25 protein-coding genes and 1 tRNA gene are annotated in these 24,808 nt (G+C 49.4%); 18 read left to right on the top strand and 8 right to left on the bottom strand.

What is annotated here, in order from left to right; translation table 11 throughout:
- Nucleotides 1-31 precede the first annotated feature (31 nt).
- On the top strand, nt 32-1,036 hold the full coding sequence (locus tag C0068_RS08965; RefSeq protein WP_103684146.1) for a tryptophan--tRNA ligase: 1,005 nt from the start codon (nt 32-34) through the stop codon (nt 1,034-1,036).
- Nucleotides 1,037-1,041: 5 nt separating this feature from the next.
- Here the strand turns inward: C0068_RS08965 and C0068_RS08960 are convergent, their stop codons facing one another.
- The 4 genes from C0068_RS08960 to C0068_RS08945 all read right to left on the bottom strand — a co-directional run bounded on the left by C0068_RS08960 (nt 1,042) and on the right by C0068_RS08945 (nt 4,379).
- Nucleotides 1,042-1,326 carry a hypothetical protein gene (locus C0068_RS08960; RefSeq protein WP_103684145.1) on the bottom strand — a complete coding sequence of 95 codons (285 nt, stop codon included), beginning with the start codon at nt 1,324-1,326 and terminating at the stop codon, nt 1,042-1,044.
- A gap of 137 nt (nt 1,327-1,463) precedes the next feature.
- Nucleotides 1,464-3,509 carry a TonB-dependent receptor gene (locus C0068_RS08955; RefSeq protein WP_103684144.1) on the bottom strand — a complete coding sequence of 682 codons (2,046 nt, stop codon included), beginning with the start codon at nt 3,507-3,509 and terminating at the stop codon, nt 1,464-1,466.
- 13 nt (nt 3,510-3,522) lie between these two features.
- Entirely contained in the window at nt 3,523-4,131 is a 609-nt protein-coding gene (locus C0068_RS08950; protein ID WP_103684143.1) for a PaaI family thioesterase, read from the bottom strand.
- A gap of 161 nt (nt 4,132-4,292) precedes the next feature.
- Nucleotides 4,293-4,379, bottom strand: a tRNA-Leu gene (locus C0068_RS08945).
- Nucleotides 4,380-4,541: 162 nt separating this feature from the next.
- Between C0068_RS08945 and queA the strand changes: the two genes are divergently transcribed.
- From queA to C0068_RS08920, 5 genes are read left to right on the top strand one after another with little or no spacing between them, the layout of a single operon-like run.
- Nucleotides 4,542-5,606, top strand: a complete 1,065-nt coding sequence (gene queA / locus C0068_RS08940) for a tRNA preQ1(34) S-adenosylmethionine ribosyltransferase-isomerase QueA (protein WP_103684204.1) — start codon at nt 4,542-4,544, stop codon at nt 5,604-5,606.
- A gap of 11 nt (nt 5,607-5,617) precedes the next feature.
- Nucleotides 5,618-6,727: a tRNA guanosine(34) transglycosylase Tgt gene (gene tgt, locus C0068_RS08935; RefSeq protein WP_434061419.1), complete on the top strand. Its 1,110-nt coding sequence runs from the start codon at nt 5,618-5,620 to the stop codon at nt 6,725-6,727.
- Nucleotides 6,720-7,031, top strand: coding sequence for a YqfO family protein (locus C0068_RS08930; RefSeq protein WP_103684141.1), 312 nt, complete (start codon nt 6,720-6,722; stop codon nt 7,029-7,031). The genes tgt and C0068_RS08930 overlap by 8 nt, the downstream gene beginning before the upstream one ends.
- Nucleotides 7,032-7,060: 29 nt before the next feature.
- Entirely contained in the window at nt 7,061-7,591 is a 531-nt protein-coding gene (locus C0068_RS08925; protein ID WP_103684140.1) for a gamma carbonic anhydrase family protein, read from the top strand.
- Nucleotides 7,588-7,782, top strand: a complete 195-nt coding sequence (locus C0068_RS08920) for a DUF1289 domain-containing protein (protein WP_103684139.1) — start codon at nt 7,588-7,590, stop codon at nt 7,780-7,782. The genes C0068_RS08925 and C0068_RS08920 overlap by 4 nt, the downstream gene beginning before the upstream one ends.
- An 18-nt stretch (nt 7,783-7,800) precedes the next feature.
- Here the strand turns inward: C0068_RS08920 and C0068_RS08915 are convergent, their stop codons facing one another.
- Complete coding sequence (locus C0068_RS08915; protein ID WP_103684138.1) at nt 7,801-9,069, bottom strand: HlyC/CorC family transporter; 1,269 nt, start codon at nt 9,067-9,069, stop codon at nt 7,801-7,803.
- Between the two features lie 74 nt (nt 9,070-9,143).
- Nucleotides 9,144-9,941 (bottom strand): cytochrome C assembly family protein, encoded by a 798-nt coding sequence (locus C0068_RS08910; protein ID WP_103684137.1) that lies wholly within the window; start codon nt 9,939-9,941, stop codon nt 9,144-9,146.
- 202 nt (nt 9,942-10,143) lie between these two features.
- On the opposite strand from C0068_RS08910, the gene ffh reads away from it, so the two are divergent.
- The 12 genes from ffh to C0068_RS08850 all read left to right on the top strand — a co-directional run bounded on the left by ffh (nt 10,144) and on the right by C0068_RS08850 (nt 21,041).
- The gene (gene ffh, locus C0068_RS08905) at nt 10,144-11,517 is read left to right on the top strand and encodes a signal recognition particle protein (protein WP_103684136.1); all 1,374 of its coding nucleotides are present in this window, start codon (nt 10,144-10,146) and stop codon (nt 11,515-11,517) included.
- A gap of 307 nt (nt 11,518-11,824) precedes the next feature.
- Nucleotides 11,825-12,076 (top strand): 30S ribosomal protein S16, encoded by a 252-nt coding sequence (gene rpsP, locus C0068_RS08900; RefSeq protein ID WP_103684135.1) that lies wholly within the window; start codon nt 11,825-11,827, stop codon nt 12,074-12,076.
- Nucleotides 12,077-12,622 (top strand): ribosome maturation factor RimM, encoded by a 546-nt coding sequence (gene rimM / locus C0068_RS08895; RefSeq protein WP_103684134.1) that lies wholly within the window; start codon nt 12,077-12,079, stop codon nt 12,620-12,622. It begins immediately after the preceding gene.
- Between the two features lie 25 nt (nt 12,623-12,647).
- Nucleotides 12,648-13,388 (top strand): tRNA (guanosine(37)-N1)-methyltransferase TrmD, encoded by a 741-nt coding sequence (trmD, locus tag C0068_RS08890; RefSeq protein WP_103684133.1) that lies wholly within the window; start codon nt 12,648-12,650, stop codon nt 13,386-13,388.
- Nucleotides 13,389-13,436: 48 nt separating this feature from the next.
- Complete coding sequence (gene rplS, locus C0068_RS08885) at nt 13,437-13,799, top strand: 50S ribosomal protein L19 (protein WP_103684132.1); 363 nt, start codon at nt 13,437-13,439, stop codon at nt 13,797-13,799.
- Nucleotides 13,800-14,106: 307 nt separating this feature from the next.
- Nucleotides 14,107-14,871: a DsbC family protein gene (locus C0068_RS08880; protein WP_158249955.1), complete on the top strand. Its 765-nt coding sequence runs from the start codon at nt 14,107-14,109 to the stop codon at nt 14,869-14,871.
- Nucleotides 14,872-15,128: 257 nt separating this feature from the next.
- Nucleotides 15,129-16,274 carry an acyl-CoA dehydrogenase family protein gene (locus tag C0068_RS08875; protein WP_103684130.1) on the top strand — a complete coding sequence of 382 codons (1,146 nt, stop codon included), beginning with the start codon at nt 15,129-15,131 and terminating at the stop codon, nt 16,272-16,274.
- A 36-nt stretch (nt 16,275-16,310) separates the two neighbouring features.
- Entirely contained in the window at nt 16,311-17,084 is a 774-nt protein-coding gene (locus C0068_RS08870; RefSeq protein ID WP_103684129.1) for an SDR family NAD(P)-dependent oxidoreductase, read from the top strand.
- Between the two features lie 72 nt (nt 17,085-17,156).
- Nucleotides 17,157-17,939, top strand: a complete 783-nt coding sequence (locus C0068_RS08865) for an enoyl-CoA hydratase/isomerase family protein (RefSeq protein ID WP_103684128.1) — start codon at nt 17,157-17,159, stop codon at nt 17,937-17,939.
- Nucleotides 17,940-17,996: 57 nt separating this feature from the next.
- Entirely contained in the window at nt 17,997-18,761 is a 765-nt protein-coding gene (locus C0068_RS08860) for a crotonase/enoyl-CoA hydratase family protein (RefSeq protein ID WP_103684127.1), read from the top strand.
- Nucleotides 18,762-18,793: 32 nt separating this feature from the next.
- Entirely contained in the window at nt 18,794-20,029 is a 1,236-nt protein-coding gene (locus C0068_RS08855) for an acetyl-CoA C-acetyltransferase (RefSeq protein WP_103684126.1), read from the top strand.
- Nucleotides 20,030-20,057: 28 nt separating this feature from the next.
- Nucleotides 20,058-21,041 carry an NAD(P)H-dependent flavin oxidoreductase gene (locus C0068_RS08850; protein WP_103684125.1) on the top strand — a complete coding sequence of 328 codons (984 nt, stop codon included), beginning with the start codon at nt 20,058-20,060 and terminating at the stop codon, nt 21,039-21,041.
- A gap of 123 nt (nt 21,042-21,164) precedes the next feature.
- Here C0068_RS08850 and C0068_RS08845 read toward each other — a convergent pair whose 3' ends face one another.
- Together C0068_RS08845 and C0068_RS08840 are read right to left on the bottom strand one after the other, a co-directional pair.
- A complete protein-coding gene (locus tag C0068_RS08845) occupies nt 21,165-22,463 on the bottom strand; it encodes a PepSY-associated TM helix domain-containing protein (RefSeq protein ID WP_103684124.1) in 1,299 nt (432 codons plus the stop codon).
- A gap of 130 nt (nt 22,464-22,593) precedes the next feature.
- Complete coding sequence (locus C0068_RS08840; protein ID WP_103684203.1) at nt 22,594-24,681, bottom strand: TonB-dependent siderophore receptor; 2,088 nt, start codon at nt 24,679-24,681, stop codon at nt 22,594-22,596.
- Between the last annotated feature and the right edge of the window lie 127 nt (nt 24,682-24,808).

The following is a 24,808-nucleotide window of genomic DNA, read 5'->3' as shown; positions in this document are numbered from 1 at the left end:
AGGCCGCCTCAAAATCGAACAGGAAAAGACTATGGCTAAGCAGCGGGTACTTACCGGCATTACGACCACCGGAACGCCGCATTTAGGAAATTACGTTGGCGCAATTCGTCCTGCTATTGCAGAAAGCCAGCGCGGCGAGTTTGATGCATTTTTCTTTCTTGCTGATTATCACGCTCTTATCAAAAGCCATGAACCTGCAAAGGTTCATCAATCTAGCCGAGAAATCGCAGCGACGTGGCTGGCCTTGGGGCTAGATACCGACTCGACGACTTTTTATCGGCAGTCAGACGTTCCCGAGATTACCGAGCTGAGCTGGATTCTTACCTGTGTGTGCGCAAAGGGATTAATGAATCGCTCCCACGCCTACAAAGCGGCGGTACAAGCCAATGAGGAAAACGGCGATGACCCAGATTTTGGCGTAACGATGGGCTTGTTCAGCTACCCGATTTTAATGGCGGCAGATATTTTAATGTTTAATGCCAGCAAAGTGCCGGTGGGTCGAGATCAGATTCAACACATTGAAATGGCCCGCGACATGGCCCAGCGCTTTAATCATTTGTACGGTGACACCTTTATTCTTCCGGAGGCGGTTGTTGACGATGTAGCGGTGTTGAGTGGTTTAGATGGCCGCAAAATGAGCAAAAGCTACGGCAATACTATCCCGCTTTTTTTGCCAGAAAAGAAACTGCAAAAGCACATTAATAAGGTTAAAACGAATTTGCTAGAGCCAGGCGAGCCCAAAGATCCAGATAGCTCGACGGTATTTGAAATTTGGAAGGCCTTTGCTACACCTGCAGAGGCAGTGGGAATGCGTCAAAAATTTGCCGATGGTATTGCTTGGGGCCAGGCGAAAAAGGATTTGTTTGAATTAATTAATACACAGCTTGCTCCCGCGCGTGAGCGTTATGAGGCGATTTTAGCCGATGGCGAGTTTTTAGAGGCTGAGCTTAAAAAAGGTGCAGAAAAGGCTAGGGCACAGGCTGCGCCGATGTTGGCAAAAGTGCGCAAGGCAGTTGGTTTAGCTGCTTTTCAATAAAAGGCTTAAAAGCGCGAATTCAGTGACATACCTACAGGGCTGATGGTGAGAACCATTTTATCGCCCTTGCGTAGTTTAAATTGGCTTGCTTGAGTTTCAATATGAAAGCGCGTGCTGATTTTTGGTAGTTCTGGCCACGCGCTGCTCTCTGCTTTTGGTTTGAGATCCTTAATCCAAGATGACCACATGGCTATAAGTGAGTGGCTCTTGGTGTCGTGCTTGGGATCGGCGAGAGCACTGTGGCTGATAATCAGCGCTGAGGTGACCGTTAGTATTTTTATGAAACCCATTGCAGTGACCTAATATCATTGAATGTGGTTTAAATATAACGAGTTTGCTCAGCGGCTGTATAAGTGTTTGGCGCAGCTGTGAACGTCGTCACACAAACACAGCTAATTAGGCGCGAAATTTTAAAATTCCGCCCCTCTTAAAAGTCCAGTCCGAGCTCTAGGTAAACCGCACGCGGCTCGCCAACAAAGTAGCGGTAGTCGCCGAAGGCGTAGTCTGCCCGTTCGGCATAATCAATATCACTAAGATTGTTGATTCTAAGCACCGAATATAACTGTTCGCCGTACTGTTGACGCCAGCGCAGGTTGCTGAGGGTGTGGCCTGGATAGCGGTGTAGATTGTCTTCTTCAAGGAAGTATTCACCTTGGTGTTGAATTTCTAGCTCAATACGGGTGTTGGTAAAAGGCGACCAGCGAATCAAAGTTGCCGCGAGTTGCCGTGGCGCGGTATCAATCTCATTTCCCTTCGCGGTTAAGGCGTCGTTGTCGTATTGATGTTTGCTATAGCTGGCTTGCAGCTGCCACATTAAACTTGGCGTTATATGCCAGCTGAAGTTGGCTTCTAGGCCGCGATCAATTGTCTTGCCGCCGTTGGCGTTGCTGCGATTACTATCTTGAATAATGACGTCGTTTTTGTGCATCCAGTAAGTGGATATACGATATTGGAAAGTGTCCCAGCTGCCACGCAGACCAATTTCGACACTGTTTAGTGATTCTTCCTCAAGATCAGCATTGAGTTGCTGGGCTTGCAAGCGATACAGCTCGGCGGCCTGCGGCGCTCGAAAGCCGTGAGCGGCATTGGCAACAATATCGGTGTGTTCGCTTAAGCTTTGAATCACGCCAAGATTAAAAGAGCTATTACGGAAGCGTTCTTTATCATCCGCTGGGCGTGCGTAACGACAAGTGCCAGACGGGCAGGGGCTACCGTCAGCAGCCGAGTTGCCGTCGATCATAAGATTGTCGTAGTCATAGAACTGAATATCGTAGCGGCCGCCAAAATTAATTTTGGTGCTGCTAGTCGCTTGCCAGTCACCACCGATAAACCATGCGCCGTATAAGGCGTCTACTTCATAATCGTAGTGCTGGCCAGTTGGAAAAGACGCAAAGCTGGCTTGGTTCTGTGACTGTTTTAAATAGGCTTTGGTTGCCTCCATATCAAAACCGTTATAGAGCGTGACGTTCTCGCTGTAGTTCTGATAAAAGGCGCTTTGTAGACCTGCTGTGCGTTCACCGTTTTCTTCAAGCGGTGTGCCAGGTAAAAAATGTTGCAGAAATTCCATCTCGGTGTAGCGCAAATATGGTGTAACGATGAAGCGACTGTCCCGTTCACCCTCGCGCTCAAAGCGGCTGTAATAGCGGGCGCTGCTGCTGTTCCTAAAGGCCTCAGGATTTGGGTTTTCTCGCTTACGGCTTTCATCTTTGTAGGCGTCTTTACCTAAAATATAGCCGGCGGTTTCTTGGTTAAGATTACTCGCCGCCAGCATAGATTGAATAGTCCATGTCTCGCCGCGATAGTCATGGCGCAAATTCATTTTTTGCTGATCATAGCCAGATTCGTCTTTATACCCGTCGTCATGACTGCCTTGCAGGCTAATGCGGTAACCGTGTTTGCCATTGGTATCGCTATGGCTGGCTTTTACGCGGCCGTATTTGTCTGGGCCGGCCTCAAGGGAAAGGTGGGTTTCGGCCTCGGCAGCGGGGGCTTGGCTAATTACATTGATGACGCCATTTAAAGCGTTCGTTCCGTGAACTGCTGTTCCTGGGCCGCGAATCACTTCTATGCGGGCAGCTTGCTCAGCGTTGACGTCAAATAGCTGATTTACATTGCAAAAGCCTGGTGCGCGGAGCGGGATGCCGTCTTCGGCAAAGTAAAAGGCGCCACAGCTGCCGGTGCCTGTAAGAACGCCAGAGCGCATGGCCGTAAGGCTTTCTTGGCCGTTGCCGCGGCTAATTGTTACGCCCGGCACTTGATTCAGTGCTTGGCTGATATGGGTGTGACCTATGCTTTCAATATCTTCTTGGCTGATGATAGTGAGCGCCAAGCTTTGTTCATTGATTTGTTTTTCAATGCGGTCTGCCGTGACCGCAACGGTTTCCGGTGTTGTCGGTGAATTCTCAGCCGCCAGTGCTAAGCCAGATGCGAGGCTAATGCCTAATGCCAGCGGGGTAGCGTATTTTGTCATCATGTTTTGCTATTCCTTAATTTCCCGTGCTGTTCTTCTTATACATAATAAAAAGGCCTTCTGCGCTGCTTAGTAGCATATCACCACTGTGGCATTCGCCATGAATGATGATGTGGCGATCCTTGCGCTTTTCTAACCATGTGGTGAAGCGTACTGGCTTTAGCAATGGTGTCGGTTTGCGATATTTCACCGTCAGGCTGGCAGTTAAGCTGGGTAGCTTATTCGCTAATGCTGCAAAGGCCAGAACCTGATCATAGACCGCGCTGATAATACCACCGTGTACACAGTCTGGCGGACCTTCGTGAATTTTCCCAAAGCAGCCCTCTGCGTATACGCGATCCTGCTCTTGCCAGATGCGTAAATCCGGCGCAATAGGATTGAAGTAACCACTGATAGGGCTGCAGGGAAGAATATTGCGGAAGTCACCGGCAAAATCAGGGTTGTAAAACTCCAGTAATTTGCGATCACGCAATGCCGTCATTTTGCTATTCAACGTGGACAATGCAGCTTCAATTTCGGCAAGCTCCCCATCGCTGCCGCCTAAGGTCTGGCTGCTATCAAGGATTTCGCTTAGCTGGGTGCTAATGCGACGCAATTGTTGACGCTGTTGATCACTGACTGACATCAGCAAAATGCCTCATGGCGTTATTGAATTGCGCAAGAGTGTAAAGGGCGGTGGCTCTTATGGAAAGAAAAGCGATACTGGAGCAGATTAGTAATTTTAATTTAGCAGAGATTGTAATTTTAGAGGGGACTTGCGAGGACTGCTGACTTGATTAGCTTACATGGTACCAGTGGGCGGACTCGAACCGCCACTCCCGCAAAGGAACCAGATTTTGAATCTAGCGTGTCTACCAATTTCACCACACTGGCATGTAAGTGGGGCGCGATTATAACAAGCTTTTTCGTGGGGTCAATCGACGACGGGGTTTTATTTAATAAACTGCCTAAAGCTGGTTATAGAATGATCTACTCTGGTGGAGTCCTTTGGGTTTTTCCGCTAATCTTGCGCCCTTTCGAATGAAAGCAGACATTATGCGGCGCAGCGATTTCAATTTTGAGCTTCCCGATAGCTTAATAGCCTACTACCCAATGCCAGAGCGCGATGGTAGTCGCTTGTTGGTGCTTGGCGAAAATCAAGCTTGTGAGCATCGCCAATTTAAGAATTTGCCCAGCTATTTACGGGCGGGGGATTTGCTGGTTTTTAATAATACTCGCGTTATTCCTGCGCGTTTATTTGCTCTGAAGAGTACCGGTGGTCGCATTGAGATTTTGATTGAACGTTTACTCGACGAGCATAAGGTTTTGGCCCATGTTCGCTCTAGTAAATCGCCAAAAGCGGGCGCTGAATTGCAGCTATGCGCGAGTGCGGAATCATCAGCGGGTGATGATGTTGCGACAGTGCTGGGCCGTCATGATGCTTTGTTTGAATTGCGTTTTGCATCACCGGTGCTCGAGGTTTTAGATCGTATTGGTCATATGCCATTGCCGCCCTATATTGAGCGCGAAGATGCCGCAGATGACCGCGAGCGTTATCAGACAGTGTATGCCAGTCGCGATGGCGCTGTAGCGGCACCAACGGCGGGCTTACATTTTACCGATGCGCTAATGCAAGAGTGTCGTGATGTAGGGGTGGATATCGCCTTCGTGACGCTCCACGTTGGCGCCGGGACGTTTCAGCCGGTTCGCGCCGATGATATCCGCGACCATCAGATGCACGCCGAATACATAGAAGTGAGCGATGAGGTTTGTGAGAAAGTTAAAGCGACCCGTGAGCGGGGCGGGCGTGTAGTGGCGGTGGGAACCACCAGTGTACGCAGTTTGGAGTCGGCTTCTCAGTCTGGTGAGATTGCGCCATTTTCAGGCGATAGCCGCATATTTATTTACCCCGGTTACCAATTCCGCAGTGTTGATGCGATTGTGACCAATTTCCATTTGCCAGAATCTACGCTAATTATGTTAATTAGCGCCTTTGCGGGGCGCGACGCTGTTTTGGCGGCTTACCGCGAGGCGGTGGCTGAGCAGTACCGATTTTTTAGTTACGGCGATGCCATGCTGGTGTTTCCGTCTAGCATTACAGAGACAGGATCCGTTTTATGACCGAGTGCCGAATGCGTTTTGATGTGAAAGCCAGTGATGGCCTTGCGCGTCGCGGAACCTTAGACTTTCCTCGTGGCAAAGTGCAAACCCCTGCGTTTATGCCGGTAGGCACTTACGGTACGGTGAAGGGCATGCTGCCGCGTGATATTAAAGAGATCGGCGCGGAGATTATTCTTGGCAATACCTTCCATCTTAGTTTGCGCCCCGGCACAGAGGTGGTTAAAGCCCACGGTGATCTTCATGATTTTACCGGCTGGCAGGGGCCAATACTCACCGATTCCGGCGGTTTTCAAGTCTGGAGTTTGGGTAAGTTACGTAAAATTAGCGAAGCAGGGGTGTCCTTTAAATCACCTGTTAATGGCAGTGATGTGTATCTCGACCCCGAAACATCCATGCAAATTCAGCGGGATTTAGGTGCCGATATCGTCATGATTTTTGACGAATGCACTCCGTATCCCGCGACCGAGACGGAAGCGCGAAGCTCTATGGAGCTATCTTTGCGCTGGGCTGCACGTAGCAAGACCGCACATGAGGGTAATGATGCTGCGCTGTTTGGTATTGTGCAGGGTGGTATGTATCCGGAGCTGCGCAGGGAATCTCTGCAGGGTTTAAAGGATATTGACTTTGATGGCTTTGCGATTGGCGGCTTGTCAGTTGGTGAGCCTAAAGATGAAATGTTGATGGTATTGGATTCTCTAGCCGAGCATATGCCAGAGGATAAGCCGCGCTATTTGATGGGGGTGGGTAAGCCCTCAGATATTTTAGAAGCGGTTATGCGTGGCGTTGATATGTTCGACTGCGTAATGCCGACCCGCAATGCACGCAATGGCCACTTGTTTACCTCGACCGGCGTTATTAAAATTCGCAATGCTAGCCATCGCTTCAACGATGCGCCTTTAGATGCTAAGTGCGACTGCTATACCTGCCAAAACTTTTCCCGCGCGTATTTGCACCACCTCGATAAGTGCAAGGAAATATTGGGCGCCCAGCTCAATACCATTCACAATCTTCGCTATTATCAAAATCATATGGCCGCCATTCGTCTGGCGATAGAAGAGGGGCGATTGGCGCAATTTGCCGAAGAGTTTTACCGCGAGCAAGATGGCAGGGCAGATGTATAAACTTGTGTTCTTTGTACCGGCGGAGCATTGCGAGCAAGTAAAAGCCGCTGTGTTTGAGGCTGGTGCGGGGACGCAGGGCAATTATGCCTGTTGTAGCTGGCAGGTTTTGGGGCAGGGCCAGTTTTTACCGCTAGACGGCAGTCAGCCGTTTATTGGTGAGATGGGTAAAGTCGAGCAAGTTGATGAGTATAGGGTCGAAACCCTGTGTCCAGAAGAGCGTGTTCGCGATGTGATTACAGCGCTAAAATTAGCTCATCCCTATGAAGAGCCCGCATTTGAGTTTTATCAACTGGTCACAATGTAATTTGTTATGTCCGTGTGGAGGCGAAAGATATGCTGTACCAATTAGGCGAGCGTCGAGTGCAAGTGGAAGGGCAGGGTCATTTTATCGCTGAGAATGCGACTGTTATTGGCTCGGTAGTTTTAAAAGAAGATGTAAGTGTGTGGTTTAACGTGGTGATTCGCGGCGATGTCGATGACATTGTGATTGGCGCGCGCAGCAATATTCAAGACGGTTCGGTACTGCACACCGACGCGGGCTTCCCTATGCATATTGGTGAAGATGTCACTGTTGGGCATAAAGTTATGCTGCATGGCTGCACGATTGGTCAGGGCAGTCTTATCGGCATTAATGCGGTTGTGCTCAATGGTGCCCAAATTGGTAAAGGCTGCTTGATTGGCGCAAATGCCTTGGTAACCGAGGGAATGGTGATTCCAGATGGCTCTATGGTGCTAGGTTCTCCGGCGGAGATTCGCCGAACTTTAAGTCCTGAAGAGCAAGAGGGACTGATGTTGTCAGCGGCGCATTATGTTGAGAACGGCCACCGTTTTGCGGCTGAGCTTAAACCGCAGGATATGCCATGACGCTCAAAGAAAAGCCTGTCGCCTCGCCCTGTGTATCGGTTTGTGCCTTAGATGATCAAGATATCTGCACGGGCTGTTACCGCAGTTTGCAAGAAATTGGCGACTGGTCTGAAATGAATAATGAGCGCAAGCGCGAGGTGATTATATTGGCAAATCAGCGCTGCCGTAGCCGCTATGGTGATTTGGGCTAGAGAATATTGACCGGCGTATTAGCGCCGGCCTTTGCCCTTGCTATACGCGCGAACGGATTGAATTAAGTTGCCTTTCATTTCCAGAATTTCAAAATAGTAACGATCAATCGTCAAGCCGACAGAGCCCTCCGGAAATGACTCCAGCTTTTCTAGCAGCAGGCCATTCAGGGTTTTTGGCCCGTCGGTGGGTAGATCCCATTTCATGCTTTTATTGATGTCGCGGATCGTAGTGGTGCCGTCGACCAGGTAGGTTCCGTCAGCTTGGTGAACAATGTCATCGGTGTCGGTGCTGAGGTTGGAGGTGAATTCGCCAACAATCTCTTCGAGCAAATCTTCCAGTGTCACAATTCCCTGCATGACGCCGTACTCGTCAACCACCACCCCAAGCCGGCGCTTTTGCTTTTGAAAATTGAAGAGCTGGGTGTTTAGCGGTGTGCCCTCTGGGATGAAGTAGGGGTCTCTAATGGCTTGTAGCAAGGCGTCCCGCTGAACGCGGCCCTGTTCATCTACGCTATTAATAATGTCGCGCTGGTGAAGAATGCCGACGATATTGTCGATGTCGTTTTGATAAACGGGAATGCGGGTGAATTCCGCATCGCGTAATTTGCGAATAATAATGTCGGTGTCGGCATCAATATCAATACCAAAGACCTCGTTGCGGGGAATCATTATGTCATCCACCGTAATTTGTTCGAGATCGAGGATGTTCATTAACATCCCCTTGTGGTGTTTGGGGATTAAATGGCCGGCTTCGCCAACGATGGTGCGCAGCTCGTCTAGGCCGATGTGCTCTGAACCATCATTTTTTTCAATGCCGGTCAGGCGCAGTACAAAATGGGTGATATGGCTGACCAGCCAGATAGCCGGAAAGAGCAGTTTTTTCAGTGGCAGCAATATATGGCTGGCGGCGTAGGCCACGGTTTCTGATTTATAAGCGGCGATGGTTTTGGGAATGATCTCAGCGAAAATCAAGAACACCAGTGTCAGTAAAACTGCAGCGGGCAGAGTGGCGTTTTCGCCATAGAGGCGTATTGCGACAAGGGCGGCAATGGTGGCGGCAAGGTTGTTGACTAAGTTATTGCCGATCAGGATGGTGCTGATCAAGCTGTCTGGCTCTTCCAGTAGTTTCGATGCGCGTTTGGCGCCGCGATGGCCAGACTTGGCGCGGTGGCGGAGGCGATATCGATTGAGAGACATCATTCCAGTTTCTGAACCGGAAAAGAAACCGGACAGGACGATTAATGCAGCTAAAATGCCAAAAAGAAGACCCAGCGGTGCCTCGTTCAAAAAGCCAAAAACTCCTTAGTTACCAAAATAAGCGCCAATCTTGACCAAAAAAGTCGGGCGCGACAAGCGTAATATCAAGTAGCGGTGATATGAATGATGATTGATAGCGCAATTTTGGTGCCGAGGTAGCCGAGGAGCAGGCAGGCGAAGGCCCACAGCGTCCAGCGAATCGCGACTTTACCGCGCCAGCCAAGAGCAATACGGCCGCAGAGTAAAATCGCCAATAAAATCCACGAAAGTACCGAAAACACGGTTTTATGTAGCAGGTGCTGGGCCAGCATGTCATCAACATAGATGCCGCCGGTAACAATGGCCATGGTTAAAAGAATGAATCCCGCCCAAATTAATTCAAAAAGCATGGCTTCCATTGTTTGCAGCGGCGGAAGAATGCTCGGTAGGCCTTTTAAATGGTGGTCGCGCAGCATGCGGTCTTGCAGGGCAAGGACCATCGCTTGTGTGGCGGCAATGGTGAGTACGCTGTAGGCGAGGATGGATAGTAATATATGGCACAGCACACCCAGCGGCTGGTGTTGCAATAGTTGTTGGCGCTCGGGTATCAATAATTCTGCAATTAGGCTGATGGCCGCCAGTGGGTATAAAGGAATAAGTAAATTGTGCAGGGGGCGGCGCAAACTGGCACTGACTGTAATTAAGCAGATTAGCCATGTGATAAGCGACAAGACCTGAACTACCCCAAGGTCCATTCCGTCGGCGGTGTGGATTGCCGTGATAGCCGCTATGGCGTGGCACAACACGGCAGCTAAGCCAATAATCAGGCTGCTTTGGTTTAAGGTGCGATTCAGCGCACGGTATTGTATGCCGGTGGCGATGGCATAAAAGATGATGGCGGCAATGCTGCTGTATAAATTCATTGGTAAGTGTGGCCGTTATATCCGTATTGTGTGTACTGAGCGTTGGGTCTGCCTGATGACTCGGTTATACTGCGGCATAATTTTTGTTCGGCATAGCAATGTAGTGCTGCACAGCGACCAGATTGTAAGCGGGTTCACGACAGTATGTCGACTTGAACCGTGCTTTCAATAAAATCACCCTTAGATTTTAGAGAGTTTAAGCATGTTTGAGAATTTAACCGAACGCCTTTCGCAGACCTTGCGCCATGTCACTGGTCAGGCGCGGTTGAGTGAAGACAATATTGCCGACGCAATGCGCGACGTGCGTATGGCCTTACTTGAAGCCGACGTCGCCTTGCCGGTTGTTAAAGATTTTGTCGATGCAGTAAAGGCGCGTGCGGTGGGACAGGAGGTCAGTAAGAGCCTGAGTCCAGGGCAGATGTTTATCAAGATCGTCCAGCAGGAGCTGGAGCGGATCATGGGTAGCCAAAACGAAACCTTGAATTTAGCCACCCAGCCACCAGCGGTAATGCTGATGGCAGGTTTGCAGGGTGCTGGTAAAACCACCTCGGTGGGTAAGTTGGCAAAGTTTTTACAAGAAAAGCACAAAAAGAAAGTCTTGGTTGTCAGTGCGGATATCTATCGCCCTGCGGCGATCAAGCAGCTCGAGACCTTGGCGAAAGACATCGGTGCGGGTTTCTTCCCCAGTAACATCGACCAAAAACCAGTAGATATTGCCAATGCCGCCATCGCTGAGGCGAAACTGCGTTTTTACGACGTTGTTATTGTCGATACCGCCGGTCGCTTGCATATCGACACCGATATGATGACCGAAATTAAAGATCTACATGCTGCCATTAAGCCGATAGAGACCTTGTTTGTTGTCGATGCCATGACCGGCCAAGACGCGGCGAACACCGCCAAGGCCTTTGGTGAGGCACTGCCATTAACCGGCGTGATCTTGACCAAGGCTGACGCGGACAGCCGTGGCGGTGCCGCACTGTCGGTGCGCCATATCACCGGCAAGCCGATTAAATTTATTGGTGTGGGTGAGAAAGCCGACGCACTTGATCCCTTTTATCCAGATCGGATCGCATCGCGTATTTTGGGTATGGGCGATATTTTGTCGCTTATCGACGAGGCGGAATCCAAGCTCGATAAGGACAAGGCTGAAAAGCTGGCCAAGAAGCTTAAAAAGGGTAAAAAGTTTGACCTAGAAGACCTTCGTGACCAATTGCAGCAAATGCAAAATATGGGCGGCATGAAGGGCTTGCTGGATAAATTGCCGGGCATGGGCAATATGGCGCAAATGGCCCAAAGCCAAATGGACAATAAAATGTTCACCCGCATGGAGGCCATTATTAACTCCATGACGCCGGCGGAGCGCCGCAACCCTGATTTACTAAATGGTTCGCGTAAACGTCGGATTACCCTTGGTTCTGGTACTGATATTCAGGATTTGAACCGCCTGCTTAAACAACATAAGCAAATGGCGAAAATGATGAAGAAAATGGGGCAGAAAGGTGGCATGACAAATATGATGCGCGGCATGGGTGGAATGATGCCGCCTGGTGGTGGCCGCTTCCCTGGGATGTAATCTTCTGCTCAGCCATCCAGATACCGAGTCGAGCGCGGTATCTGGATGACTGGTTTAACTTTAAGTTGCCGCGTTAAGCTATTGAAAAATAATAAAAGATAAAGCTGTTCTGCGTGTGGCTTTTATGGTTTAAGTTGCGGTGCTTGTCGGCATCGCTACGGCACAAAGAAAAACTGCGCTAAGTGTTTCATATATCATCGTTTTCCCTTATAATTCCGCGCCTTTATGGCTTCGGCCGTATAATCGCTTCGAATTTTTCGATAAGCAGGCGTGAAACCCTGCCCAAATGCTAGGAAATGAAACAAGAATGGTCACTATTCGTTTGGCACGTGGCGGCTCTAAAAAGCGCCCATTTTATCATCTGACAGTTACTGACAGCCGCACTTCACGTGATGGTCGTTTTATTGAGCGCGTTGGTTTCTTTAACCCAGTAGCTCGCGGTAACGAAGAGCGTCTACGCGTAGACAATGCACGCGTTGATCATTGGGTTGCTCAAGGCGCTCAGTTGTCTGATCGCGTTGCAAAGTTGCTTAAAGAATCAGCAGCTGCTGCCGCTTAAATGACGGCATTTACCCCGGAAAATCGGGTCGTAATCGCTAAGATTTCAGCGGTGTACGGGGTAAAGGGATGGGTGAAGATACACTCTTTTACCGATCCCATTAGTAATTTCTTTGATTACAGCGATGTTTACTTTTGCAAGTCGGGAAAGTGGCAGCGTGCAGAGTTTGATGAGTGCCGAGCACATGGCAAAGGTATCATCGCTCACCTTAAAGGTGTTGATGATCGCGATGTGGCGGCGGGCTACTGCGGCTTGGAGTTGTCGGTTGCAGAAGCGCAGTTACCTAAATTAGAAAGCGATGAGTTTTATTGGCATCAGCTGACGGGTTTAAAGGTAGCCACGCTGTACTCATCGGCAGAGCCGGTTTTGCTTGGTGAGGTAAGCCACCTCCTAGAAACTGGTTCGAATGATGTTCTCGTGGTGCGTAAGTGCGCGGGAAGCTTGGACGATAAGGAGCGCTTGATTCCTTATGTGCCAGAGCAGTTTGTAAAAGATATCAACCTAGAGACTGGGATGATATTGGTGGACTGGGATCCTGAGTTCTAGTTAAAAGGGCAAAGGAGACAGCGTTTTGGACATATCGGTGGTGAGTCTGTTTCCCGAAATGTTCGCTGCGGTAAGCGACTACGGTGTAACTGGTCGCGCAGTTCAAAATGGTTTGCTGAAAATACAGTGCTGTAATCCGCGAGATTACACCACGGATCGTCACCAGACAGTGGATGACCGACCTTATGGCGGTGGCCCAGGAATGGTGATGAAAACAGCCCCGCTGGAGCAGGCAATTCAAGCCGCGAAGGCATCAGTGGCACCAGGGGCGACGGTTATTTATTTGTCGCCGCAGGGTAGGCCGCTAGACCAAGAGGGTTTGCTTGAATTAGCACAAAGGCCGTCGCTGGTGTTATTGGCGGGGCGGTACGAAGGTGTAGATGAGCGCTTAATAGAAGCCGAAGTCGATGAAGAATGGTCGATAGGTGATTATGTGCTTAGCGGTGGTGAGCTAGCTGCGATGGTGATGATCGACGGATTAAGTCGATTGTTACCGGGTGTGTTGGGGCACCATTTGTCGGCAGAGCAGGACTCATTTGCCGAAGGATTGTTAGATTGTCCGCATTACACGCGGCCTGAGCATTACCGAGGTAGGGCAGTGCCAGACGTGTTGTTAAGTGGCAATCACGAAGTAATACGGCGTTGGCGGCTTAAGCAGTCGCTAGGCCGAACTTGGTTACGACGCAGAGATTTACTGCAAAAAGTAGAGCTGAGCGACGAACAAAATACATTGCTGGCAGAATTTATCCGCGAGCACAACGATTAACTGACATCTAGCTGTGAAGCTATAAACTTTCGAATTTAGGAGCATGCCATGAGCACCAACAAAATTATTGCCGAACTGGAAGCAGAGCAGGCCACCAAAGAGCTGCCGGAATTCAGCCCCGGTGACACCGTTGTCGTTCAGGTAAAAGTTAAAGAGGGTGCTCGTGAGCGTCTTCAGGCTTTTGAAGGTGTTGTAATTGGCATTCGTAACCGTGCCCTGAACTCTGCCTTTACCGTACGTAAAATTTCTCACGGTGTAGGTGTAGAGCGTACTTTCCAAACCTACAGCCCGCTGATTGATAGCATCCAAGTTAAGCGTCGCGGCGACGTTCGCCAAGCTAAGCTTTACTACTTGCGTGAGCTGAGCGGTCGTGCAGCACGTATCAAAGAGAAACTGGGCGCAAAAGCCTAAGTTTTTTAAGTATTTAAAAAGGCAGCCATTGGCTGCCTTTTTTGTTTGTGGGTAGGCTAAATTGAGTTTAGTGAGCCGCTAAACCGCTGTACATTGAGTATTACTGGACATTAGTTAAGTTTCTGGCCTAAAAGCGGGTGCCATGGGGGAATTTTCATCGCATACTTTGGGCCTGTGCAGTGACGGTTTTTGTACGGTGGCCTGTTTGCGTTGATAAATTGCGGAGAAGGCTGGAGTCGATGAAACTTGTTGTGACAAAATCGCTCCTAAGATGATCGATGTTGTTAGCGGAATTTGGAGAAGTTGTTTGAATAATTACATGAGAGTTATATTGCGTCGGGTACTTGTGATACTGGCCTTTAGCGCTGTGTTGCTTCCATCCGGACAGGCAATGGCGTCGCTAGTCGTTGATAAAGCGGCCGACACGGCGATTCGTGCGGCGTTTAAAGCAACGCGTCCCGATATTGTTATTACCCAAGTTGAACCAAGCGGCGTGGCGGGGCTGTATTTAGTTACGATGCAGAATGGCCCAACCGTTTATGCTAGCGCCGATGGTCGTTATTTTATCGCTGGTGATATGTTCGAAATCAGCGCCGCCGGAATAGAAAGTGTGGCGGAGAAAAAACTTAAGCCGGTGCGTAAGGAGCTGCTTACGGATATTAAACGTGAAGATATGATTATTTTTAGCCCCAAAGGCAAAGCTAAGGGAGCTATTTATGTCTTTACCGATGTTGACTGTGGCTATTGCCGCAAGCTGCACGAAGAAGTCCCGCAGCTAAATGCGATGGGTATTGAAGTGCGTTATTTAGCTTATCCCCGCGCAGGATTAGGAACGCCAACCTACGATAAAATGGTATCGGCTTGGTGTGCTGATGATCCAATAGCGGCGATGAACTCTCTGAAGTCGGGATCGACGGTGGAGCCTAAGAAATGCGCCAACCCAATTGCTGCTGAATACCAACTAGGTGCGCAAATGGGTGTGACTGGCACGCCAGCGATTGTCTTGGAAGACGGCAGCATGATTCCAGGCTATAAGACCGCAGCTCAGCTAGGTGTGATGGTGCTGAACTAATTTGTGATTGCATAGAAGTTGAGTAGAAGGGGCGTAAAGCCCCTTTTTTTCGTCTGTATTTTCTTGCAAGCTGCGAATTTGTTGATCAATTAACTGGCAGTGTGGCCGCGTAGTGTAACCAAATGTCATTTTTTTTGTTGCCTATCGGCATGGCTCCACCTGCTTACTCTGTTTAAGAATGACTCCCGAATTTTTAACGCAGGCGATGCACAAGGTATTGCTTATATTGTGTACGGTTTTGTCTAGTGGGTGTTTGAATGCTAAGAGAGTGTTTTACAGAAGATCAGCAACAGTTCCGCGATGCTTATCGGCGATTTTTGGAGCAGGAAGTTGTGCCGCATAGAGAAGAGTGGCGCAAAGCCGGTATAGTGCCCCGCGATATCTTCCTCAAAATGGGTGAGCAGGGCTATTTGTTGACCTGGGCATCTGAAGAATTGGGCGGTCTGGATCTCGAAGACTTCCGCTATCAGCAAATTATGATTGAAGAAGACGGTCGCTACGGCGAAGTGGGCTTGTTCCATACTTTGCACAGTCGTTTGGTAGCGCCTTACTTGAAGCATTTTGGTAATGCCGAGCAGCAACAGCGTTTTATCCCCAAATGCGTTTCTGGTGAGTGCATCCTCGCGATTGCAATGACCGAGCCCGATGCCGGATCTGATCTTGCCGGTATGAAGAGCCGCGCAGAGGACAAGGGCGATCACTGGGTGTTGAATGGCTCTAAGGTATATATCTCCAACGGTATTCTCGCGAACGCGGTGATAGTGGCGGCGAAATCTAATCCTGAAAAGCCCCGTGAAATGACCTTGTTCATTGTCGAAGAGGGGATGGAAGGTTTTGAGCGGGGTCGCAACTTAGACAAGCTTGGTTTAAAGGCTCAGGATACTGCGGAGCTCTTTTTTAATGATGTAAAAATCCCCAAGGCGAACGTCTTGGGTGAAGTTGGTCGCGGTATGCACCATCTGATGCAGGGCTTGGCGGAAGAGCGCCTGATTACAGCCTGTATCTCTTTAGCGGCGGCGCAGTGCGCTTTTGACCTCACTAAAGAGTTTGTAGAAGATCGCAAGGCATTTGGCAAGGCGCTTTCTGAACAGCAAAACACCCGTTTTAAAATGGCAAATATGCGCACCGAAATTGACGTGGCGCAGGCATTTATCGATCAGTGTGTTGCGCAACATAATCAGGGCAAATTAACGGCAACTTCTGCATCTCAGGCTAAACTATATTGTTCTGAGCTCGAAGGTCGTATGGTCGATGAAGGTGTTCAGCTTCATGGCGGTGCTGGTTATATGCAGGAATATGAAATTTGTAATTTGTATGCCAATGCGCGTATCAGTCGAATTTTGGCTGGAACCTCAGAAATTATGAAGGAAATCATCGCGCGTTCAATTTTTGAAAAGCGTTAATTACACTCTCAACCAAAACTAAACAGGAGAAAACGTATGGATATTAACGGTAAAGTAGCAGTTGTTACTGGCGGTGCTTCAGGTCTAGGTGAAGGCACTGTGCGCGCTTATGTCGCTAAAGGTGGCAAGGTTGCTATCTTCGATATGAATGCAGATCGCGGCAACGCCATTGTTGCTGAGCTGGGTGCTGACAAAGTTAGCTTCCACAATGTAAACGTTGCAGATGAAGACTCAGTGGCAACGGCAATCGCTGAAGTTATGGCCAAGTTTGGTGCTATCCATATTTGTAATAACTATGCTGGTATTGGTAATGCTGTTAAGACCTTGAGTAAAAACGGCGCATTCCCACTAGACGCTTACAAAACTGTTATCAATGTAAATTTGATTGGTACCTTCAACGTTGCTCGTCTTGTTGCTGAGCAAATGGCGAAGAACGAGCCTTACGACGGTGCAAACGCGCGCGGCGTTATTATTAACACGGCTTCTGTTGCTGCCTACGAAGGTCAGGTTGGTCAGGTCGCTTACAGTGCCTCTAAAGGTGGTGTGGTTGGGATGACGTTGCCGATGGCACGTGATTTGGCGTCTTACGGTATTCGCGTTAACACCATCGTACCTGGTCTGATTCACACGCCATTGTTTGAAACCCTACCAGAAGCGGCTTACAAGTCACTGGAAAACAGTGTTGTTAACCCGCAGCGTCTTGGCCGCCCAGAAGAAATTGCTCACCTGTCGGTGATGATTGCTGAGAACGAATATATGAATGGCGAATCTATCCGTTTGGATGGTGCTATTCGTATGCAGCCTCGTTAATAAGACGTTTAGCTGAACAAACTGTGGCCACTTGTTTTTAAGTGGCCACAACAGATTTTAGCTGGAGCGCTTATGTCTACTTATCAAACCTTAGAATATAGCAAAGACGGCATGGTGGCGGAGATACGTCTCAACCGGCCGGAGTCATTGAATTCTGTAAACCGCGAAATGCGTGATGAGCTGTTGAGCGCGCTGAGAGACGCCAATGCTGACACGGCTATTCGTGTGTTAGTGCTAGGAGCCAATGGCCGAGGTTTTTCCTCGGGAGCTGATCTTGCCGAAGGTTTACTGCCAGATCAAACGGTAGAAGACCAAATTTTAGATGAATACGGCCCAATTCTTCGTCTGCTTGGTGATATGGATAAAACTGTGATTGCCGCTGTGCCAGGTATTGTGGCGGGCGTCGGTGCGGCCATTGCCATGCGCTGCGATTTGATTGTCATGGCCGATTCGGGAAGTTTGATTATGGCCTTCAGCAATGTCGGTTTGGTGCCTGATGGTGGTGCCAGCTGGCAATTACTGCGTCACTTAGGCTACCAGCGCTGCTATCAACTTATGGCAGAGGGTGGTCGTTTAAGTGCAGATGTGTGTTTGTCGCTTGGCATTGCCAATAAGCTGGTACCGGCAGAACAGGTGATGGACGCCGCAAAAATATGGGCAGAGGCACTTGCACTTCGCGCCCCTGTAGCACTACGAGAAATGAAAAAAATACTGCGCCAAGTAGCGGATACCAGTTACGAGGAAGCGGTAGCGATTGAAGCTAAAGCGCAAAAAGTGTGCGTAGATACCGCTGATGCAAAAGAGGCGATGCAGGCATTTTTTGAAAAGCGACCAGCGGTATTTCGCGGCGAGTAGTGCGTACTTTCAAATTAGAGTGATAAGGGCGTAGAACGCCGAACAGAGGATAAATCGATGAGCGATGAAGTATTAGTTAGTGTTGAAGACGGCGTGATGATTGTCACTATCAACCGCCCAAAAGCAAAAAACTCAGTGAACTTAGCGGTAGCCAAGGGCATCGCGGCGGCAATGGAGGAGTTGGATAGCAATAACGATATTCGCGCAGCTATTTTAACCGGCGCAGATAATACCTTTTGCGCAGGCATGGATTTAAAAGCCTTTGTTTCTGGCGAAATGCCGATTGTTAAAGGCCGTGGCTTTGCAGGATTGTGCGAACAGCCGCCTAAGAAACCATTAATCGCTGCGGTTGAAGGTTTTGCTTTGGCGGGTGGTTTTGAATTGGCAATTTGCTGTGACCTGATTGTGGTTGCTGATAATGCGAAATTCGGTATCCCTGAAGCTAAGCGCGGTTTGGCTGCGGCTGCAGGTGGCTTGATGCGCTTACCACGTCAAATTCCTTCTCGTATCGCTATGGAAATGGCGCTGACCGGCGACTTTATTACCGCCCAACGCGCCTATGATTTGGGCTTGGTCAACAAAGTTGTCGAGGCGGGCAGTGCACTTGAAGGCGCTAAGGCCTTTGCTCGCAGTATCGCGGCAAATGGCCCGTTGGCTGTTATTGCCAGCAAGCAGGTTGTAATCAATTCGCAAGATTGGCAGCAAGACGAAATGTTCCCAGAGCAAGCCAAATTAGTTGATCCAGTATTTAGTAGTAAAGATGCCATCGAAGGTGCAACGGCATTTGCTGAAAAACGCGCTCCAAACTGGAAAGGTTGTTAATCGCCCGCAGGGCTCATAACGAGGACAAGATGATGAAAGAAGCATGGATTATTGATGCCTGCCGTACACCACGTGGTATTGGTAAAGTAGGGAAGGGTTCGCTGGCCGGTATTCACCCACATCAGTTGGGCGCGACCGTGTTAAAAGCACTGGCCGAGCGCAATAAATTAAACACTGCTGACGTTGACGATATTATTTGGGGCACTAGTTCACAGCGTGGTGAACAGTCTGGTGACCTAGGTCGTATGGCTGCATTGACTGCCGGCTACGACGTTAAAAGCAGTGCTGTCACCTTAGACCGCTTCTGTGGCTCAGGTATTACGGTAGTTAACTTGGCTGCTTCTTCCATTATGTCTGGCATGGAAGACGTGGTTATTGCTGGCGGCACCGAGATGATGTCTAACTACGGGCAAAACGGAAATGATCCGTCTATGTTCCTAGATAACGGTAATATGGTGTTGCGTGAAGCGCACCCTCAGCCACATCAAGGTGTTTGCGGTGATGCGATTGCAACATTAGAAGGGATTAGTCGTGAAGATCTTGATAAGCTTGCCTTAACAAGTCAGCAACGCGCCGCCCATGCAATTGAAAATGGCCACTTCGACAAGAGCTTGGTGCCCGTGTATCGCGCTGACGGCACGCTTGCTTTAGATAAAGAAGAGTTCCCACGTCCCGGCACGACGCTAGAAGGCTTGTCACAGCTGAAACCCGCTTTCGCTGAGTTGGCTTATTACCCGCTGGACGAGGCCGGTACCACTTACGCTGGCCTAGTAAACAAAGTTTATCCTGATCTAAAAATCAGCCATGTTCACCACGGTGGCAACTCGTCTGGTGTTGTTGACGGCGCCGCCGCGATTCTGCTGACGTCACCCGAGTACGCTCAGGCAAATGGTCTTAAACCCCGCGCTAAAATTGTTGCTATGGCAAATATGGGCGACTCACCAACCCTGATGTTGAATGCTCCAGTTCCAGCGACCTTAAAAGTTCTGAAAAAAGCCGGTTTAACCGTTGACGATATCGACCTGTTCGAAATCAACGAGGCCTTCGCCGTTGTTGCCGAGAAATATATCCGTGACCTAAAGTTGGATCGTGACAAAGTAAACGTCAACGGCGGTGCAATGGCACTGGGTCATCCTATCGGTGCGACCGGCGCAATCTTGATCGGTACCGTATTGGACGAGCTAGAGCGTCGCGGCCTCAAGCGTGGTTTGGTTACCATGTGTGCTGCTGGCGGTATGGCGCCTGCAATTATCATTGAGCGCATCTGAGTTACCAACAGATAATAGGATGTAGCTAATGAGGACTCGTATTACCGATATGTTGGGGATTAAATACCCCATTATTCAAGGCGGTATGCAGTGGGTCGGACGCGCCGAGCTTGCCTCGGCGGTGTCTAATGCGGGTGGCTTAGGGATTTTAACTGCTTTAACGCAGCCAAGTCCTGAAGACCTGTATCAAGAAATTCTTCGCTGTAAAGAAATGACGGATTTACCCTTTGGCGTAAACCTCACCATTTTGCCGACAATTAATCCGGTTCCTTATATGGAATATGCCGAGGCGGCAATTCGTGGCGGCGTAAGGGTAGTCGAAACCGCTGGGCGTAGCCCAGAGGATTTTATGCCCTTGTTTAAAGCCAATGGTGTGCGGGTTATTCATAAATGCACCTCGGTTCGCCATGCCTTAAAAGCAGAGCGGATTGGTTGCGATGCGGTCAGTGTTGATGGCTTTGAATGCGCCGGACACCCTGGCGAAGACGATGTGACCAATATGATTTTGCTACCTGCGGCGGCGGCTAAACTTAGCATTCCCATGATCGCTTCTGGTGGAATCGGTGATGCCCAAGGCCTTGTAGCCGCACTGGCACTGGGTGCCGAAGGTATTAATATGGGGACGCGTTTTGTTGCGACGCAAGAGGCGCCGGTTCATGAAAACGTGAAGCGCGCGATGGTCGAGGCGGATGAGCGTCAAACCACGTTAATATTCCGAAGCCTGAACAATACTGCAAGGGTTTTTCGCAACGCCATTGCCGATCAGGTGGTAGAAATTGAAGGGCGTGACGGCAAAACCGAATTCTCCGATATTCAACCCTTAGTCGCGGGCGCACGCGGTCGTGAAAACGTCTTGGAAGCTGGCGATATCGACGGCGGGATTTGGACTGCGGGTATGGTCATCGGCTTGATTAATGATATTCCAAGTTGCCAAGTGCTTTTGGACCGTATGGTGAGTGAGGCTGAAGCCATCATCAGCCAACGTCTGGTTGGCCTTTGCGGTGAGGACTGAATTTCAGTAATCAGCTTTAGAATACTGGCACTTAAAAAAGCCCTGGGTTTGCGTACACCAAACACGGGGCCTTTTTGTTTTTAAAACCTAGTAAAACTATGGCGTTTATATGAAGCCTACTTATTAAGGTGCGCTGGTGTTCGCAATCTTTGCGGACAGCTCACTAGGCAGATATTGCGATTGCTGCTTTCGGGCGAAGATTCGGGCTTGTCTTTTGCGCCACCAAATAATGATTCCCGTGACACTTAGTATGGCGACTACTACGCCCATAATAGAAATTAGAATACGACCGGGCAGGCCGAGAATTCTGCCAGAATGCAGTGGGAATTGTGCTTGCACAAATAAGTCGGCGGTGCTGCCTTGCCAAGGCTGCCAGTCACCTAGGTGCTCGCCGGTTTGGGCATCGATATACACGGCGTTGTGGCCGACACCGCCGGCACCGTGACCTTCCTCTGCGCTAAAAAATTCTAAGCGATAAATGCCGAATTCTCTCGCGTACCAGAGGCTGCCGACGGGGGATTTCCAGTTGCGTTGCCGGGCTTGCTCGGCTCCTAATGCGATAGCCTTTTCAAAACCGAAATTTGCTTCTATGGGTTGATGGTGTGGGGTAGGGGTGCGGCTGTCGATAGGTGTAGGGCTAACGTCCGAGACCAAGGTCATCAAGGGGAAAAATACTTCTCTATAAAGGTTTAGCGAAAATCCGGTAAAGGCGATGACAAACAATAATACCCAAGTCCACAAGCCAAAGGCGCGGTGTAAATCGAAATTAAATTTGTAGTTGCCAGCATTGCGACGAATTTGCCATGCTGGCTTCCAGCGCTGCCAATAGGATCGCTTGCGTTTGCTGTGAGGCGAGTTTGATTTTCGTGTTTGACGGCGGCGAGGCAGGGTTAAATAAAAACCGATAAAGCAGTCGATGGTCCACATTAATGCGATAACGCCGAGCAGTAGCACGCCCCAGTGAATGTCCTTAAATTCGGGAATGTGCAAACTGAAATGTAGCTTATAGAGAAAAGAAATAAAATTTTCGCTGCTGATCGGCCAAACCGCGCCCCACTCACGCTTACCTAAAATGTCGCCGCTAATTGGGTCTACGTAAACCTGATTAAAATTGGGTTTGTACAAGTCGCCATTTTCTGGATTGACTCGCGGTTCAACCCAGTAATAGTAACTGTGACCGGGCTCTGTTGCGGTTTCGTAGTAGGTGACTTGTATCTCTGGAAACTGCTTTTCAACCTTGTACGCCAGTGCGGTGGCGCTTTGCGGTGTGCCGAGGCTCGAGGTTTTTAAAAGATGTGGATTAAGGAATTCATCCAGTTCGTGATCCCAAGAGATAATTGCTCCGGTAAGCCCGGTAATAATTAAAAACACCGCAATGCTTAAACCAAGATAGCGGTGAAGAATGGTAAATAATGCGCGCATGAATCTGATTCCGCTTGCTCAGTCTGAAAATTAATGACGTCAAAATAATGCAGAGGCTAATTAAATAGCCTCTGCATCAAAAAGTGCTCCCCGAGTATTTGCTGGCGCAAGCAACGGGAAGGCTTAGTGCTCATAACTCCCAGTTCACCGAAAGACTGACATTACGCGGGGCGCCGAAATAGGCCTGATCCCAGTAGAGGCTGTTGTAATATTTTTCATCGCTAATATTATCAATATTGATCGCGGCACTAAGATTTTCGTTTATTTGGTAGCTTACAAGAAGGTCGAGAAGTGCGTAGCTTGACTGTTTAGCGTTCGCCGCAGCCGTGGCGATGTCGTCTTGCCATTTAAGAACGCCGCCAACTTTTAATTTAGGAAGGTTCGGAATTTGATACGAGGCAGAGGCCTTTATCATTTGCTCGGGAATATAGGGAACCTTTTCACCATTAGCATCTTGAATATCAACTTTGGTATAGCCGGCACTGATATTTAAACCGGCACTGAGCTGACCTGATATTTCAATCTCATAGCCGTCGCTTTCTTGGGTTCTGGGGTCGTAAGTGGCGACACCGCTATCCGTATCGTTTCCGATGAATACGCCGTAATTATCAATTTCTGATTGAAAGACGGCTACGGTAAGAATTGCGAGCTCGTTGTTAAATGACATTTTGAAGCCTAGCTCTGCACTTTTGCCCTCGATTGCGCCGAGTGGTTTTAATTGCGAATCGACAAAGACTTGTGGCGAAAACACTTCAGACGAACTGCCATAGGCCATTAGGGAGTCGGTGATTTGGTAGGTGAGGCCGTAATAAGGTACGGTCTTATTGGCTTCTTGTTCCGCCGATGCGCCGTAGCTGATACCGCTTTGTTTATAGTCTGCCTTGCGGGCACCAATAAGGCCCGAGAGTTGATCGCTAAAACTGATCCGAGCTGCTGCATAGAATGAGCGATGGTCTTGCTCGACCTCGCTGTCGCCGCTTGAATCTACGAAATCAGGGCGGGGAGAGTTACCCTGTGCCCAGTCTGAACCTAGCGTTGGGTAGCCGGTGGTGAAGTTGGCGAAACCTGCGCCGGTAATTTCTACATCAGCTTGGTTATAGCCCACCACAACTTGATGTTCACGTCCTGCCACGCTGACATAGCCGCTTGCAAACACGTCGATGATATCTCGTGTTGCACCGTTCAAATAGCGGCCAGTGTAAGCGCCAAGTCCCGATTCATCCGGCATTGGTGTGCCATCTACATAAAATAAATCCGCCTTAATATCGATATCCGAACGGGTGTACACCGCGTTCAGGGTCCACATGTCATTGAGCCGGTGTTTTAGTTCTAGAAAACTCTGATTTTGCTCGGTGTCTCGGAATGACCAGTCAGGCGCACTGCTAGTAGACACATCGTAATCAGTAGCGCGGCCGTCAGAGTAGATGAGCGGTAGGGCGCCCCACAAAATGCCGTCGGCGGCATTTAGATCGTAGCTGTGGCCGATGGTGAGTTGGGTTTTATCAGAGAGATCAAACTCAAGTACGCCGTAAAATAAATTGGTACTGTCTTCTAGGCGGTCGAGGTAAGACTCGGTGTCTTCGGTAGCCACGACGAGGCGTCCGCGAATGCCGTCACTGAAACTTCCCGAGATGTCACCGTCTAGACGGTAACCATTCCATTCATTTACCGAGGCTCTAGCGCTGGCCCGCAGATCTTCAGTCGGGCGCTTGCGAACGAAGTTGATGGTAGCGGATGGGTTGGCCAAGCCGGTGATTAAACCTGCAGCGCCTTTAACTACTTCAATTTTTTCGTAAATAGCGGTATCTGTTTGGCCTTGCACTAGACCAAAGGCAAACGGAGTGCCGACGCCATCATACTGAAAATTGACAATATCGAAACCTCGCGCGGTGTAATAAGTGCGATGGGTTTCGACTTCTTCTACGGTGACGCCAGGGGTGTAGTCCAGAACGTCATTCGCTTTGTCCAGCATGAAATCGTTCATCTGTGAGCGCGAAACGGCGGTGACGGTTTGCGGCGTCTCGAAGATAGTGAGATCAAGATTGGTGGCGGTATTGGTTCGGCCTTGTTCGCCATAAACATGAACATATTCAACGGTGGACCTGTTTGGTTTTGCAGTGTTGATCTGCTTGCTCTCAGTTTGAGCAAGTGCAGAACTAGCGATGCCAACGGACAGCAGGGCGACTGCGGCGCTAAAGGGGTGGAGGGTGTTAGTCATATCATCTCGCTGCATAAATAAGGTGCGGGGGGGGAGGTAAGCGGCTATTATATTTGTTAATAATCTAAATGCAAATCAATCTCATTTATATAGTGGCGAAAGCAGCTTTGCTTTTTGCTTGGGAGTT

Source organism: Zhongshania marina (assembly GCF_002915595.1).
Lineage (GTDB): Bacteria > Pseudomonadota > Gammaproteobacteria > Pseudomonadales > Spongiibacteraceae > Spongiibacter > Spongiibacter marinus_B.
This window is presented reverse-complemented; position numbering and strand designations above follow the sequence as displayed.